The sequence below is a fragment of the Natronobacterium haloterrestre genome (genome assembly GCF_900112205.1).
Lineage (GTDB): Archaea > Halobacteriota > Halobacteria > Halobacteriales > Natrialbaceae > Natronobacterium > Natronobacterium haloterrestre.
This window is the reverse complement of the sequence record NZ_FOKW01000001.1, coordinates 558,031-572,217: the sequence shown is the minus strand read 5'-3', so window position 1 is coordinate 572,217 and position 14,187 is coordinate 558,031. Positions and strand designations below refer to the sequence as shown.

The following is a 14,187-nucleotide window of genomic DNA, read 5'->3' as shown; positions in this document are numbered from 1 at the left end:
TCACCAGTCGTGGATAGCGGTCCTCGGCCGGAACCCCCGGCGGCAAACAGTTCACACTTTTATATAGGGTCGCGTCTCTGGGCCGGATGCCGGAGCCGACGGCAATTACTCCGCGACGGTGCCCGCCCACTCGAGGCCAAGCCCCTCGTGGACGAAGAACTCGAGGGCGTTGATCAGATAGTGAGCGATCACGACGACCAGGAAACTCCCGGTAACCACGAATATCGCGGCGAGGACGAATCCCAGCAGGCCGGTGACGACGACGCCGACCGAGCCCTGCATCCCGTGGCCGACGCCGAAGGCGATCGAAGAGAGGACGGCCAACAGCCAGGGGTCGATTCCGAACCCGGTCGAGAGCGCCCCGATCAGTGCCGCTCGAAAGAGCAGTTCCTCGAAGACCGCGATGACCGGCAGGACGCCGACCAGGAGAACGAACCACCCCTGGAGCGTCTCCGGCGCCAGCAGTTCCCGGAGCCGTTCGTCGTGGTCGAAGCCAAAGCGCGTGGCCGCGGCGGCGGCGATCTCGTTGCCGACGTACAGCGGGAGCCCCGCGAGGAGGCCCACGACCAATCCGGTCTCGAGGTAGGCGACGGAGAGTTCGATTCCCAGCGCCTCGAGCGGAATCCCCGTGTAGACGACCGCGCCGATCAGGACGAACAGAAACAGCCCCTGTGAGAGCGCGACGTTGGCGAGGAGCGCGCCGGTCGACAGCGATTCGGGATCGATCTCGCCCTGTCCACCCCCTCCACGCATTCGGGGGCGTTCGCGCCGCTCCGGCGGGTGCGCCCGCGTTCGCGGTTCCGATTCCGGGGTGTCCGTGGTCGGCCGACCGGACTCTCCGGACTCTCCTCGAGCGTGGCGGTCGCGCGGGTCGGACGCGTCGTTTACGGGCGACTCGCGGCCGGGAAGCAGGTCCGGGTCTTCGGGTTCCGGACTCGAGTCAGTGGGTTCGACGCCGGAGTCGGAGTCGGAGTCGGGGCCGGGTCTTCGGCCCCGTCGCTCGTCGTCACTACGGCCGTTCCGGTTCGAGCCCGAATCCCGCGGGACGCCGATCGACTCCGACTCGAGGTCGACGCTGGTGGGGGAATCGGTAGTTTCCTCGGAGCGGTCGTCGCCGTCGCTCTCGGAGAACGTCGACTGCGTCAGATGCGATAAAACGAGCAGCAACACGAGGACGACGCCCGTTATCCCGGCGAACGTCGTCCAGTCTGGCATCGATTACTGCGGGCTCGGATTCGATCCGCCGACGGGCTGTTGTTTGTCCAGCGCCGTTCCGGTGATCTGCTTGAGCCGATCGACCAGCGAGTCCTTCTTCGGTTCGCCCTCGAGGGCAACGTCGAGGACTTCGCTGATGTTCGCACACGGGATGATGTCGACCATCTCCTCGTACTCGTCTTCGATCATCACGTCCTGCTCGTTGGCCTTCGGGATGATGACCGTTTCACAGCCGGCCTTGGCGGCCGCTTCGATCTTGTGGGTGACCCCACCGACCGGGAGCACGTCGCCCCGGACCGACAGCGAGCCGGTCATCGCGACCGACTGGTCGACCGGGATGTCCTCGAGGGCGGAGATGACGGCCGTCGCCACCGTGATGGAGGCGGAGTCGCCGTCGACGCCCTGCTGGCCGGCCTGGACGAACTGGATGTGGATGTCCTTCTCCGAGAGGTCGACGTCGGAGAACTTCTTGATGATCGCCGAGACGTTCTGGACGGACTCCTCGGCCATCTCCTGCAGTTTGCCGGTGGCGATCACCTGACCGCCGCCCTGTGCGGGTGCGATCTCGGCCATAACGGGGAGCATGATACCCGAATCCTCGCCCATGACGGCGAGCCCGTTGACCCGGCCCTCGACGCCGGTGTCGGTGACCTGCAACTCGTAGTCCTTGCGACGCTCGATGTAGTCGTCGGCGAGTTGCTGTTCGATCGAGCGCGAACGCTCCTTGGCCTGCAACACGTCGTCGCGGGTGGTGAACTCCCGATCCTCGGCGCGGGCGATGTCGCCGGCGACGCGGACCAGGCCACCGAGGCTGCGGAAGTGCAGCGTGAGGTGGTTTTTCCGACCCGAGCGTCGCTTGGCCTCGAGGATGAGCTCCTCGACGGCGTCGTCCGTGAAGTGGGGAAGACGGCCGTCGCGCTCGACTTCCTGGGCGACGAACCGGGCGTACTTCCGGCGCATCTCGGGGGTGTCCTCGATGGTGTCGTCCATGTAGACCTCGTACCCGTACCCCTTGATACGGTTCCGGAGCGCCGGGTGCATGTTCTCCATCGCGTCCAGGTTCCCCGCCGCGATCATGATGAAGTCACAGGGGACGGGCTCGGTCTGGACCATCGCGCCCGAGGAACGCTCGGACTGGCCCGTAATGGAGAACTCGCCCTCCTGGATGGCCGTCATCAGCTTCTGCTGGGTGCGGACGTCGAGCGTGTTGATCTCGTCGACGAACAGCACGCCCTTGTTGGCCTTGTGGATCGAGCCGGGTTCGACGCGGTCGTGGCTGGGCGTCTCCATGCCGCCGGACTGGAACGGGTCGTGGCGGACGTCGCCCAGCAGCGCGCCGGCGTGGGCACCGGTCGCGTCCTCGAACGGCGCCTGGCGCTGATCGCCGTTGTCGACGATCATGTTGGGCACCATCGCGTCCGTACCGCGTGAGGTGTACCGGAAGATCAGCCAGATGATACCGGCCGCGAGGATGCCAAGCAGGATGTTCGCCGTCAGGAGCGCGTACCCGATGACGATCGCGATGATGATCCACATCAGGATCGATCGCATCTGGTTGCGCTTGCGGGCTTCCTCCTTGTGGGCGTCGATGATCTGTTCGCCCTTCCCCGCGGGGACGGTCCGCACCTTCGGCGCGTTCCCGTCGTCGGGGTTGTGGTAGACGAGGACGTCCTGGAGGTCCTCCTGGGGCAGCAGTTGGCTCATCGCCTTCGCCAGCATCGACTTGCCCGTCCCGGGCGAGCCGATCATCATGACGTGGCGACGCTGCTTCGCTGCCTTGATGATGATATCTCGTGCTTCGTCCTGACCGATGACCTGGTCGACGAGCCGGTCGGGAACCTCGATGTCGTCCGTCGTATCGATCTGGAGCCCGCCGAGAAGATCGTCTTCGGCGTTCTCCTCGTCGATCTCGACGCCCGGATCGACGTCGACCTCGCTCCCGAGGTCCTCGACGGTCTCGATATCGTCGTCGCCGCCGTCGTCGGTCGGAGACTCCGACTCGAGCGTCGACCTCGTTCCTGACTCGACGATGTCGGTCGAGTCCTCGTCGGCCCGGTCACCGTCCTCTTCGAGCGGCGACCGTGCTCCCTGACGCTCCGACTCGCGGTCGCTGTCAGCGCCGCGGTCTGGCTCCCGGCCGTCCGCCTCGGAACGGTCTCCCTGCTGGGGCCGTTCCTCGTCGGAGTCGGCCGCGGGCTCGGAGGCGTCTTCGGGAGGATCGTCAACGTTCGTATCGTTGCTCATAGAACTCTGTTCGGTACCTGATTCGAAGGGATTGCGACTGATATACTTTCTCCATGCGGAGCATGGTGTCGATTGCCCAAACCGATGCCCTCAGGCCTCGAAAAGGCCGATCTGTGACAGCGGATCGGACCGTCCAGAGACCTAACCTGCGGCGTGGCACGGACGATCCGTCGGTGGGCCGCCTCGCTGGCGGCGAGCCGGAACTCGCCATCCTTAAGCGCCGCGCTCCTGCAGTGTTCGTCATGACCCGGGGGTTCTACATCGGCCGGTTTCAGCCGTTTCACAACGGCCACCGCAATATGGTCGAACGGATCGCTGAGGACGTCGACGAACTCGTACTCGGCATCGGGAGTGCCGACGACTCCCACACCGTTCGGAACCCGTTCACGGCGGGCGAACGGATCATGATGATCACCAAGTCGCTGGTCGACATGGATCTGGTCACCTACGCCGTCCCCATCGAGGACCTCGAGCGCAACTCCGTGTGGGTGAGCCACGTCCAGAGCATGAGTCCGGACTTCGACGTCGCGTACTCGAACAATCCGCTGGTCATCCAGCTGTTCCGAGAGGCGGGTATCGAGATCCGTCAGTCGCCGATGTTCAACCGCGAAGTCCTCGAGGGCTCGGAGGTGCGCGAGCGGATGATCAACGACGGGGACTGGCAGTCGCTGGTCCCGGACCCGGTCGTCGAGGTCGTCGACGAGATCGGGGGGATCGAACGCATCCAGATGGTCAGCGATTCGGATTCGAACGGCGACTGACACCGAACGATCCGGCCCGCTCGAGATCCGCGCCGCGTACCGCATCGACTTTGATCGCCGCACCCGATGAGTCGCGTATGATTACGCTCACGTCGGACTTCGGGACGCCGTATCCCGCGGCGATGAAAGGCGTCGTCCTGCAGCGAACCGCATCGGAACCGCGGCTCGTCGACATCGGGCACGACTTCCCCCGGCAGGACGTGCGGGCGGCCGCGTTCTGGCTCCGCGAAGTGCTCCCGTACTATCCCCCGGCGACCCATCTGGTCGTCGTCGATCCCGGTGTCGGTACCGACCGGAACGCGCTCGTCGTGCGGGCCGGCGACCACGTCCTCGTCGGGCCGGACAACGGCGTGCTTCGACCCCCGGCGCGCCGGCTGGCCGCGGAGGACGAAATCGAGGCCTACGTCGTCGACGAAACCGTCCTCGAGTCGCCCGATCCGGCCGGCGGCGCGGCGACGGTGCCGACCGCCGACGCGGGCCCCGTCGGCCCCGCGAGCAACACCTTCCACGGCCGCGACGTCTTCGCCCCTGCAGCGGCCGACGTTCACGGCCTCGAGCCGGATGCCCTGGAGACGGTCGAGTTCCTCTCTCCCACCGACGAGTGGGTCGACCTCGAGTTTCCGGAGCCGACCGTCTCGGAGGACCGCGCGACCGGCGAGGTGCTGGTCGTCGACGACTTCGGCAACGCGATCACGAACGTACCCGGCTCCTTCCTCGAGGATCGGGACCGGATCGCGGCGAACGACGAGATCGTGCCCGTCGGCGAGACGTTCGCCGCGGTGGGCGTCGGCGAGCGGCTGGCGACGGTCGGCAGCCACGGCTACGTCGAACTAGACGTCAACCAGGGTCGCGGTGACGAGGCGTTCGGCCTCGCGGTCGGCGACCGGGTCGTTCTCGAGGGACTCGAGTCCTAACAGTGATTTGTCAGTCGGACGTATTGGCCAGTCGATATGGAACTGGCCGTGCGTGAGGCGGTCGCTGGCGATGCCCACGACGTTCGCGACGTTCATCTGACGTCGATCGAAGGGCTAGCTGGACAGGCGTACACTGATGAGCAGATTCGAGCGTGGGCACACGACCGTGACCCGGAACAGTACCCGATCGACTCCGAGAAAACCGTGTTTCTCGTCGCCGAACACGACGAAGAAATCGTCGGCTTCGGCTGGATGAAGCCCAACGCAGACGACTACTTCCGGGCGGATATCGATGGGGAGATTACGGCGATCTACGTCCATCCGACAGTAGCTCGTAACGGCATCGGGACACGCATTTACGACGAGTTAGAAGCACGGGCCGTTCGAGCGGGCATTACGTCGCTCGGGTTGTGGGCATCACTCAACGCCGTCCCGTTCTACCAGGCACAGGGATACGCCCGCGTGACAGACCACGTTCACGAGTATCACGGCGAAACGCTCACGCTCGTCGAAATGGAGAACCGTTGTCTCCGGTAACAATTGAAGGAAGACGACCGGTTCGTACCTGTCAGGCTCGAGCCCGAACCGGAACCGCGGCCGCGTCGATCTCGATCTCGCCGTCGGCGCTGACCGTCACCTCGCAGTCGGCGAAGGTAAACGAGATCGACCCCATCGCGTCGCCGTCGTGGGTGTGCCAGTGCTCGACCAGCGAGTTGAGGGCGTCCGGATCGACCGCCGACGGCAGCGGCTCGAGTTCGTCCGGTTCGACGCCGCGGATCGACGCGACGGCGACGAGCACGGCCGTGCTCACCGGTTCGTAATCCCCCTCCACGCACCAGATCCGGTACGTGTCGGTAGCGGAGTCGTAGTACACTGTCCGTCCGGTACTGTCGTCGAACGGAGTCAGCCGCTCTGTCGGGGGAGTTCCGGACATATAATCGAAGAGATACCATGTCAACACTTAACACTACTGGCCGACTGACCTATCGACGCGTTTCGACGAAAAATTCGGGATTCGGGCGACGAGACGTCTTCGAACGACCGGCTCGCGTTACTCGGCCGCGATGACGTCGTCGATACGGGCGATCATCGTCGCCGCCTCGGTCGCGCTCTCGACGGCCTCGCGCTTGACGTCTGCGGGGTCGACGACGCCGTGTTCGAACGGATCGGCGATCGTGACCTCTTCACCGTCGGTCACCAGGCCAGCACGGCCCTCGGACTCGTGGGCGGCACGGAGATCCACGAGCGAGTCGATGGGGTCGCGGCCGGTGTTGGCGGCAAGCGTGCGCGGGACGACGTCGATGGCGTCCGCGAAGGCGTCGACGGCCAGCTGCTTCCGGCCCTCGATGCCTGCGGCCTCCTGTCGGACCTTGTCCGCGATGGCGATCTCGGTCGCACCGGCACCGGGGACGACCTCGCCGGACTCGAGTGCCGTCGCGGCGACGTCGAGCGCGTCGCCGATGGCGCGCTCGAGTTCGTCGACGACGTGTTCGGTACCGCCGCGGACGAAGACGGTGACGGCCTCGGCGGCCGCGCCGCCCTCGACGAACGCGAGGTCGTCGTCGCCGAAGTTCTCGGAGCGGACGCGGTCGGCCTCGCCGAAGTCCTCCGTCTCGAGGTCGTCGAGGTCGCCGACGCGGCGGGCGCCGGTCGCGGAGGCGATGTCGGCGGCGTCGCTGCTGCCGATGTCGTCGAACAGGAGGACGCCCTCCTTGGCGAGCGCGGAGGCGACGCGGTCGGCGACGTCGTCGGTCGTGAAGACGACGTCGGCGCCGCTTTCGGCGATGGTCTCGGCGTAGCCCTGGAGTTCGCTCTCCTCGGCGTCGATGGCGGCGTTGAGCTGGTCGATGGAGTCGATGGCGTACTCGGCGTCGACCTCGCCGGTACGGACGTCGAGTTCGACGTCGAGGATGGCGATCGAGGCGTCCTCGACCTCGTCGGGCATGCCGTCGTGGGCGGGGTCCTCGTCGACGACGATGCCGGGGACGAGTTCGGTCGCGTTCGAGGACGCGCCGATCTGGGTGTGGACGGTGACGTTGTCGCGGGCGACGCCGTCGTCGGTCTCGACGTGGCGGACGGCCTCGACGACCGTCTCGGCCAGCGACTCGGCGGTCAGGCCGCCGGTGCCCTTGCCGGTCATACTGGACTCGGCGACCTCCTTGAGCACGGCGTCGTCGACCTCGGCATCCCCGACCTGCTCTGCGATCGCCTCAAGGGCGATCTCGGCGGCCTCGTGGTAGCCCTCGACGATCGTGGTCGCATGGACGTCCTGCTCGATCAGGTCCTCGGCCTCGCCGAGCAGGTTACCAGCGATCACGGCGGCGGTCGTCGTCCCGTCGCCGACCTCCTCTTCCTGGGACTCGGCGACTTCGACGATCATCTGGGCCGCGGGGTGCTCGATGTCCATCTCCTCGAGGATGGTCGCCCCGTCGTTCGTGATGACGACCTCCCCGCCGGAGTCGACGAGCATCTTGTCCATGCCGCGGGGCCCGAGCGTCGTCCGTACCGACTCGGCGACCGCCTTGCCGGCCATAATGTTGGACGACTGGGCGTCCCGGCCCTGGGTTCGCTGGCTGTCCTCGCTCATGATGAACATAGGCTGACCGCCCATGCGTCCCTGTTGTGCCATAGTTGAATCCTCAGTAACTATGTCGTCAGCACTTCTATATAAGCGTTTCCCTACCAGGGCCACGGCGTCTTGCGATTATCGTGCCAACCGTCGCCACACCGGGCCGATCGTCGACCGTCTCAATCGGGCCGGTCACAGGCCGTGAACGAAGTCGGTACCAAAATATGGATCGACGCGAAAGGGTGGCATGGGATGCTGGAGCTGGAACACGGGTTTCGCGTCGTCGATGTCTACACCCGCCTCACGCCGGACGAGGGGGACGGAATGGCGGGACCGTGGGGTCGCACGATCACGAGCGATAGACTCGAGCGGGAGATGCATCAGGCGGGAATCACCCGGTCGGTCGTCTTTCCCCCGGCGAGACCCGATACGAGCTACGTGGCCGCGAACAACGGCGTCGCGCGCCGTAGCGTCGATCGCCCGTTCGTCGCCTTCGCCCGGATCAACGGTACGCGACACCCGGAACACACCGCCCGCGGCCGGCTGCGCAACGCCGTCAGCCGCCGCGAGGACCACCACACGACCCCCGAAGACGTCGAGAAGTACGCCTACGACGACCGGTTCCACGGCTTCGTCCTCGACCCCACCGTCGACGACTACCCCGACGAAGACGTCCTCGCGACCCTCGAGGACGTCGGACTTCCCGTGATCGTCCGCGGCGGCACCGACGCGCCGCCGGAGGCGCTCGCCGACGCCGTGCTCGGCCGCTCGTTCCCCGTCGTCGTCGCCCACTTCGGCGGTCACCCACTGGATCGATCGCTCATGCACGAGATGATCGACCTCCTCGAAGAGTACGACGACTGCTATCTCGAGACGAGCTTCGTCCGGTTCCGGGACACCCTGGAGCGGGCGATCCTGGAACACCCCGACCGCGTGCTGTTCGGCAGCGGCGCGCCGACCTGTCACCCGAACGTCGCGGTTATGGAGGCACTGACCCTCGACGTCTCCGAGGATATGTTCCGGCGCGTATTTTCGAAAAACGCCTGTCGCGTCATCGACGCGCTCGCGCCCGACGCCCGTCTCCACGGTCGCGGCCGCAGTCACGGCCGACGGTAACCCACGATACCCGGTTCGCCCGCTGCAGCGAGTCTGTTCATTTATGGTACTCCCCCGATATCCGGTAGGTATGAACGCGGACCTAGAATCGGCCCCCTTACCCACCCCCGCACCCGCCCTCGCTCCGGCGCCGAACCGCTCGAGTTCGTCGACCGACGGACGCCACGCCCCCGCCACGAACGATGGGGTATAGCCTCGAGAACTGGGCCGTGGATCGGCTCGAACTGCTCCGGATCTACGCCTACGGGCTCTGTATGGGGACCGCGGACGCCCTCCCCGGGGTCTCCGGCGGCACCGTCGCCCTCCTGTTGGGCTTCTACGGGCGACTCATCGCGGCCATCACGGCGCTGACTCCGGGGCGCGCCCTCGACGTGCTTCGAGGCTACCGCCCCGCACGCCGCGACCGGGCGCGCGAGGCGCTGCTCGAGATGGACCTGCAGTTCCTCCTGCCGCTCGGCGTCGGGATGGCGACCGCGGTCGCGTTGATCGCCGGCAGCGTCTCCGCGCTCGCGGAGTCACACCCGGTCGCGCTCTTCGGCTTCTTCACGGGGCTGATCGGTGCGTCGGCGGTCGTCCTCTTCCGGAGCCTGCCGTTCTCCTCGGCACAACACGCGGTCGCCGCCGCTACGGGGACCGCCGTCGCCGCCCTCGTCGCGAGCGGCGTGATCGAACTGCCGGGCAGCGGCGCGGTCCTGATCCTCCTCTCGGGCGCGCTGGCAGTCAGCGCGATGATCCTGCCGGGCATCTCCGGCTCGCTCATCCTCATCCTGCTGGGCCAGTACGTGTTCCTCTCCGGCGAGTTGACGGCGTTTCTGTCGTCGATCGGCTCGCTCGTCTCGGGCGCCGGAAGCCTCGAGGCCGTCGTCGAGCCCGGTACGACGGTAGTGCTTTTCCTCCTCGGTGGGTTCGCCGGACTCGTGACGATCGCCAGGGTCGTCCGCCGAGCGCTGGATCGACGCCGGGAGGTGACGCTGCTGTTCCTGGTCGGTCTCATCGCGGGCTCGGTGCCGGCACCGCTGCACAACATCGGCGAAACTCACGCCTGGACGGCCGATGTCGTCGGGCTCACGGTCGCGTGGGCCGTCGTCGGCGTCGTCGTCCTGTACGGACTGGATCGGCTCGCTGGCGGGTTCGATCCGGAGTAACGACCCGCCGACGGCTCAAAAAACGGGGTCCGGGACGAGCTTATCGTCGATCGTACACTCGAACCGCTCGATCGTGGCGCACCGACAATCCGTTCGGGTTCCGGCGGGCCGACCGGTCCGAGTAGCGGGCCCGAACCCCGTCGCGCAGGCCGGCCGCGGCGTTGGCGACCACGTCCGTCCCGTTCGACAGCCAGTCGGTCGGCGTCGCCTCGCCCGAGACGATCCCGCGTACCGAAACCGCGCCGTCGCGGATCGCGCTGCCGACCGTCCGCGCGAACACCGTCGGACGCGGGCCGTAGTTCTTCGCGAGCCGGTACCCCAGCGCCCGGTAGGTAACCCCCCAGTCGGGTTCGGTCTTCCCGCCGTCGGTGCCGACCTCGCGCCTGGCAGCCATCTCCATCGCCCAGTCGACGTCGAAGCCGAGCCGTGCGACCCTGTGGGCACAGTCCCGTGCCCCGTCGCCCTCGAGGTACTCGTCGAACCCGTCCAGCGCCTCGAGGACGGTCCGGTCGAAGGCGACGTTGTCGCCGTCGAACAGGGTCACCTCCCGCCCGGCGATGGTCCGTGGCGTGCTCGGATCGCCGGCGTCGAACCGGTCTTCGCCGGTGATCGGGCCGGTGACGACGTCCGCGCCGTCGTGGATCGCACGCTCGACGGCGGCGTACCAGCCCGGCTCGACGGCGTACTCGCCGCCGAGGAAGGCGACGACGTCACCCGTCGCGACGCTCAGGCCAGCGTTCCGGGAGACGTTCGGGTTCCGTTCGGAGATTTCGACGAGAACGTCGACGTCCTCCCGGTCCCGGACCATTCCGGTCGTTCCGTCCGACGACGGGCCGTTGACGACGACGACTTCCGTCGAGGACGGCGTCGCGTCGTGGAGGGCGTCGAGACACGACAGCAACTGCTCTCGGTCGTTGAGCGTCGAGACGACTACCGAGAGCTCCATACGCCAGGGTACACACCCCGATACTAAAAATGGGACGGGAAGGCGACCGACGATTCGGGCCTCGAGGCGGTCGAACGGCTCGAGCGATGGGACGGATCGACGACTAGCTCGAACGCCCCGTCCCGGTTCCGTCGCCCGTCGCGACGCTCGACCTTACCGGAGTTCCGTGTTCCAGTACGAAACCGAGGCGAAGTGGTCGGTGATCGGGTGACCGCCGACCGCCTCGTCGAGTGCCCGGATCGGTGAGGCGAGCGCGTTGGGGATCGACCGGTAGAGCCCGTACGGCGCGAGGAAGTCGTCTTCGACGTCGACAAGCGTCAGGTTCGTCTTCGCGAGGAGTTCACTGACCTCGCTTTTCGAGTAGAGTCGCGATCCCATCGGCAGCGCCCAGTTGTAGACGCTGCGGGCGCTGAAGCGGTTGAACGTGTCGAAGACGATCTGGTCCCGGGAGACGCGACGCATCTCCCGCAGGAACGCCTCCGGATCGTCCGCGAGGTGGAAGAACCGCATCGCGATGACGGTGTCGAAGTGATCGTCCGGGAACGGCAGTCGCCCGGCGTCTCCCCGCAGGAACTCGAGAGTTCCTTCCGGATCCGCCTGCTGTGCTTTCGATCGTCCCTGCTGTAGCATCGCCGCCGAAATGTCGAGTCCGACGACGTCCGCACCCTGCTCGGCGAGCATCACCGTGAATCGCCCGGTACCACAGGCGATCTCGAGGACGCTCCGGTCCTCGACGGGCATGATGGCCTCGAGGACCGCCTCCTTCTCCCGGCGGTCGATCAGCTGACCGCCCTTGGAGAAGCGCTTGTCGTCGTACTCCTGGGCGACGTCGTCGGCCTGGTACCACTCCTGTCCTTTCACACTGGGCGCAACTACTGTAGCCGTGGAATAAAACGATACTGGAGTTAGTCGACCGACGATCGACCGACGGGAGTCTGCGACGCGAGTCCGCGCCGGCGTTCGGGCTCGGGTCAGCGGCTCGAACCCCGATATTCGGACTGTGTTAATACATCATTCCTACTCCTTATACAAACTGGATTATTCGTATCTACATATAGGGAAGGTTTACCAACGACGACTCCGCTCCGTGAGACATGAGCATGAGTACCACTGAGGACGGCGGCGGTGCGGCCGAAGCAACCCTCTCCGAGGAGGAGTACCGCGAGCGCCTTCGCGATCTCCCCCCGAGCGCCAAACTCGTCGCCAAGGTCCTCGAGACCGACTCCCCGCTCTCGCAGGGCCAGCTCGCCGAGGAATCGCTGCTGCCGGACCGTACCGTCCGCTACGCGCTGAATCGCCTCGAGGACGTCGGCCTCGTCGGCTCCCGATACAGTTTCCGCGACGCGCGCAAGCAGGTCTACTTCCTGAAACACTAATCCGGACGGCCTGCGCCGGTGTGCTCTCCCGAGAGGCCCGATCACGGTCGAGCACGGATCGACGCGCCGGTACCCACATCCCCTTTGTGCCGCGCCCGTATCTCGACGTATGGACGTCCGTCGTCGCAGTCTCCCGGCCGCGACCCGCGCGCCGACCGGCGAGACGAACGCCTACCTGCTGTCGCACGGCTCCGAGACTGCCCTCGTCGATCCCCCCGACGGCGACGCGGTCGCGGGCCTCCTCGAGGACCGGACGATCGATCACATTCTGGTCACACACACGCACCCGGACCACGTCGGCGGCGTCGAACGTTGCGCGGCGGAGACCGGCGCGACCGTCTGGGCCCGGGCCGGTCGGATCGACCGCTTTCGGGAAGCGGCCGGCCGCGAACCCGACCGGACGTTCCAGCCGGGGACGGCGATCCCCCTCGGCGAGGACCGAGTGCGAGTTCTCGACACCCCCGGCCACGCTCCGGACCACGTCGCCTTCGAGGCGGGCCGCGACGGGCCGATACTCTGTGGCGACTGCGCGGTCCGCGAGGGTAGCGTCGTCGTCGGCGCGCCCGAGGGCGACATGCGCGCGTACGTGACCACCCTCCGTCGGCTGTGGGCGATCGATCCCCCGGCGCTGTACCCGGGACACGGGCCGACGATCGACGCGCCGCGGGAGACCCTCGAGCGCCTGCTCGAGCATCGATTCCGACGGGAACGCCGGGTCCAGGTAGCAGTCGACGGCGGGGCCGGGACCCCCGAGGAGGTCCTCGAGGGGGCCTACGAGAAGGACCTGACCGGCGTCCGCGACCTCGCGCGGGCGACCGTCCGGGCCCACCTCGAGAAACTCGCCGTCGAGGGACGGGTCGACTGGGACGGCGAGCGGGCGCGGCCGGCGGGTCGCGCAAACGACTGACTTTTCCCCGTCGGGGCGTAGGTACGGCCGTGCAATCGCTCGAGGAGGAACTCGCGCGGGCCCGCGACCTCGCAGTCGACGAACTGGCCGACGCCATCGAGTCGATCGGCTTCGAGTGCACCCGCTGTGGCGCGTGCTGTACGGGTCACGGCGAGGACGAACACACGGCGACGGTGTTCCCGGACGAAGTACGGGAGTTGCAGGCGGCCGAGGTCGACGCCGAACCCGACCACGACCGCGACGCCGAACCCGAACCCGACCACGACCGCGACGCCGACGCCGACGGCGACCGCGAGTGGCGCGACGTCGCCCGCCCGATGCCGTACGGCCTCCGGGAGGGCGACGCGGGCCTCGAGGGCGAGACCTTCGAGTGGGCGCTCCAGACCGACGGCTGTGGCGACTGCGTCTTCTACGAGGAGACCGACGGAACGGGAGCCTGTACCGCCCACGACGACCGGCCGCTGATCTGTCGGACCTATCCGTTCAGCGTGGCGCTTGCCGGGACCAGCCAGCCGATGGGCGAGGCGGTCGACAGCGTTGCGCTGGAAGCGCAACGGGAAGCCGGCGATAGCGCGGAGCAAAGCTCCGCGGACCATTCGAGCGGGCTGCGAGGCGGCGAAGCCGCCTCGAACGGGACGGCGAAGCCGTCCCGCGGCCCGCGAGAAGAAGCCGGCGACGAGGAGGGAATCGTCCGCGCCCACGAGTGTGAGGGGCTCGGCAGGGACATCTCGCGCGACGACGCCGAGGAACTCGCGGCCGCGTTGAAAGAACGGGCCGTCAGGGAACTCGAGGAGGCGATCGCCGTCCGGGACAACTACACGCCCGCCGATCCGGGCCCCGGAGAGGTCGTCGTCCACGACTCCGAGGGGGCGAAGGGGATCGACGGCCGCCCGCTCGAGAATCGGGACGAGTAACGAGGACGGGGACGGTCGGGCCGATCACCCGTCGCGCGTTCCCTGTATCGCATGCCGGAACGGTCGGGAACGCCCCCAGG

General features: G+C 67.3%; 14 protein-coding genes. 8 read left to right on the top strand and 6 right to left on the bottom strand.

Annotation, left to right across the window (positions count from 1 at the left end; genetic code table 11):
* Nucleotides 1-105: 105 nt before the first annotated feature.
* Complete coding sequence (locus BM113_RS02735; RefSeq protein WP_089785117.1) at nucleotides 106-1,215, bottom strand: CPBP family intramembrane glutamic endopeptidase; 1,110 nt, start codon at nucleotides 1,213-1,215, stop codon at nucleotides 106-108.
* 3 nt (nucleotides 1,216-1,218) lie between these two features.
* Nucleotides 1,219-3,459, bottom strand: coding sequence for an ATP-dependent protease LonB (gene lonB, locus BM113_RS02730; protein ID WP_089785115.1), 2,241 nt, complete (start codon nucleotides 3,457-3,459; stop codon nucleotides 1,219-1,221).
* A gap of 242 nt (nucleotides 3,460-3,701) precedes the next feature.
* Between lonB and BM113_RS02725 the strand changes: the two genes are divergently transcribed.
* The 3 genes from BM113_RS02725 (at nucleotide 3,702) to BM113_RS02715 (ending at nucleotide 5,671) form a co-directional block, all read left to right on the top strand.
* On the top strand, nucleotides 3,702-4,220 hold the full coding sequence (locus BM113_RS02725) for a nicotinamide-nucleotide adenylyltransferase (RefSeq protein ID WP_089785113.1): 519 nt from the start codon (nucleotides 3,702-3,704) through the stop codon (nucleotides 4,218-4,220).
* Nucleotides 4,221-4,297: 77 nt separating this feature from the next.
* Complete coding sequence (locus tag BM113_RS02720) at nucleotides 4,298-5,134, top strand: SAM hydrolase/SAM-dependent halogenase family protein (protein WP_089785111.1); 837 nt, start codon at nucleotides 4,298-4,300, stop codon at nucleotides 5,132-5,134.
* A 36-nt stretch (nucleotides 5,135-5,170) separates the two neighbouring features.
* Nucleotides 5,171-5,671 carry a GNAT family N-acetyltransferase gene (locus BM113_RS02715; protein ID WP_089785109.1) on the top strand — a complete coding sequence of 167 codons (501 nt, stop codon included), beginning with the start codon at nucleotides 5,171-5,173 and terminating at the stop codon, nucleotides 5,669-5,671.
* 31 nt (nucleotides 5,672-5,702) lie between these two features.
* Here the strand turns inward: BM113_RS02715 and BM113_RS02710 are convergent, their stop codons facing one another.
* Together BM113_RS02710 and thsA are read right to left on the bottom strand one after the other, a co-directional pair.
* On the bottom strand, nucleotides 5,703-6,068 hold the full coding sequence (locus tag BM113_RS02710) for a HalOD1 output domain-containing protein (protein WP_089785107.1): 366 nt from the start codon (nucleotides 6,066-6,068) through the stop codon (nucleotides 5,703-5,705).
* 117 nt (nucleotides 6,069-6,185) lie between these two features.
* A complete protein-coding gene (gene thsA / locus BM113_RS02705; protein WP_089785105.1) occupies nucleotides 6,186-7,730 on the bottom strand; it encodes a thermosome subunit alpha in 1,545 nt (514 codons plus the stop codon).
* Nucleotides 7,731-7,955: 225 nt separating this feature from the next.
* On the opposite strand from thsA, the gene BM113_RS02700 reads away from it, so the two are divergent.
* Together BM113_RS02700 and BM113_RS02695 are read left to right on the top strand one after the other, a co-directional pair.
* Entirely contained in the window at nucleotides 7,956-8,819 is an 864-nt protein-coding gene (locus BM113_RS02700; RefSeq protein WP_089785103.1) for an amidohydrolase family protein, read from the top strand.
* 182 nt (nucleotides 8,820-9,001) lie between these two features.
* Nucleotides 9,002-9,964, top strand: a complete 963-nt coding sequence (locus BM113_RS02695; protein ID WP_089785101.1) for a DUF368 domain-containing protein — start codon at nucleotides 9,002-9,004, stop codon at nucleotides 9,962-9,964.
* A gap of 40 nt (nucleotides 9,965-10,004) precedes the next feature.
* Here BM113_RS02695 and BM113_RS02690 read toward each other — a convergent pair whose 3' ends face one another.
* Nucleotides 10,005-10,910: a glycosyltransferase family 2 protein gene (locus tag BM113_RS02690; protein ID WP_089785099.1), complete on the bottom strand. Its 906-nt coding sequence runs from the start codon at nucleotides 10,908-10,910 to the stop codon at nucleotides 10,005-10,007.
* A 153-nt stretch (nucleotides 10,911-11,063) separates the two neighbouring features.
* Nucleotides 11,064-11,771, bottom strand: a complete 708-nt coding sequence (locus BM113_RS02685) for a class I SAM-dependent methyltransferase (protein ID WP_089785098.1) — start codon at nucleotides 11,769-11,771, stop codon at nucleotides 11,064-11,066.
* Nucleotides 11,772-12,004: 233 nt separating this feature from the next.
* On the opposite strand from BM113_RS02685, the gene BM113_RS02680 reads away from it, so the two are divergent.
* The 3 genes from BM113_RS02680 (at nucleotide 12,005) to BM113_RS02670 (ending at nucleotide 14,107) form a co-directional block, all read left to right on the top strand.
* Nucleotides 12,005-12,286 carry a MarR family transcriptional regulator gene (locus tag BM113_RS02680; RefSeq protein ID WP_006672122.1) on the top strand — a complete coding sequence of 94 codons (282 nt, stop codon included), beginning with the start codon at nucleotides 12,005-12,007 and terminating at the stop codon, nucleotides 12,284-12,286.
* 109 nt (nucleotides 12,287-12,395) lie between these two features.
* The gene (locus BM113_RS02675) at nucleotides 12,396-13,193 is read left to right on the top strand and encodes an MBL fold metallo-hydrolase (protein ID WP_089785095.1); all 798 of its coding nucleotides are present in this window, start codon (nucleotides 12,396-12,398) and stop codon (nucleotides 13,191-13,193) included.
* A gap of 29 nt (nucleotides 13,194-13,222) precedes the next feature.
* Nucleotides 13,223-14,107: a YkgJ family cysteine cluster protein gene (locus BM113_RS02670; protein ID WP_089785093.1), complete on the top strand. Its 885-nt coding sequence runs from the start codon at nucleotides 13,223-13,225 to the stop codon at nucleotides 14,105-14,107.
* Nucleotides 14,108-14,187 lie beyond the last annotated feature (80 nt).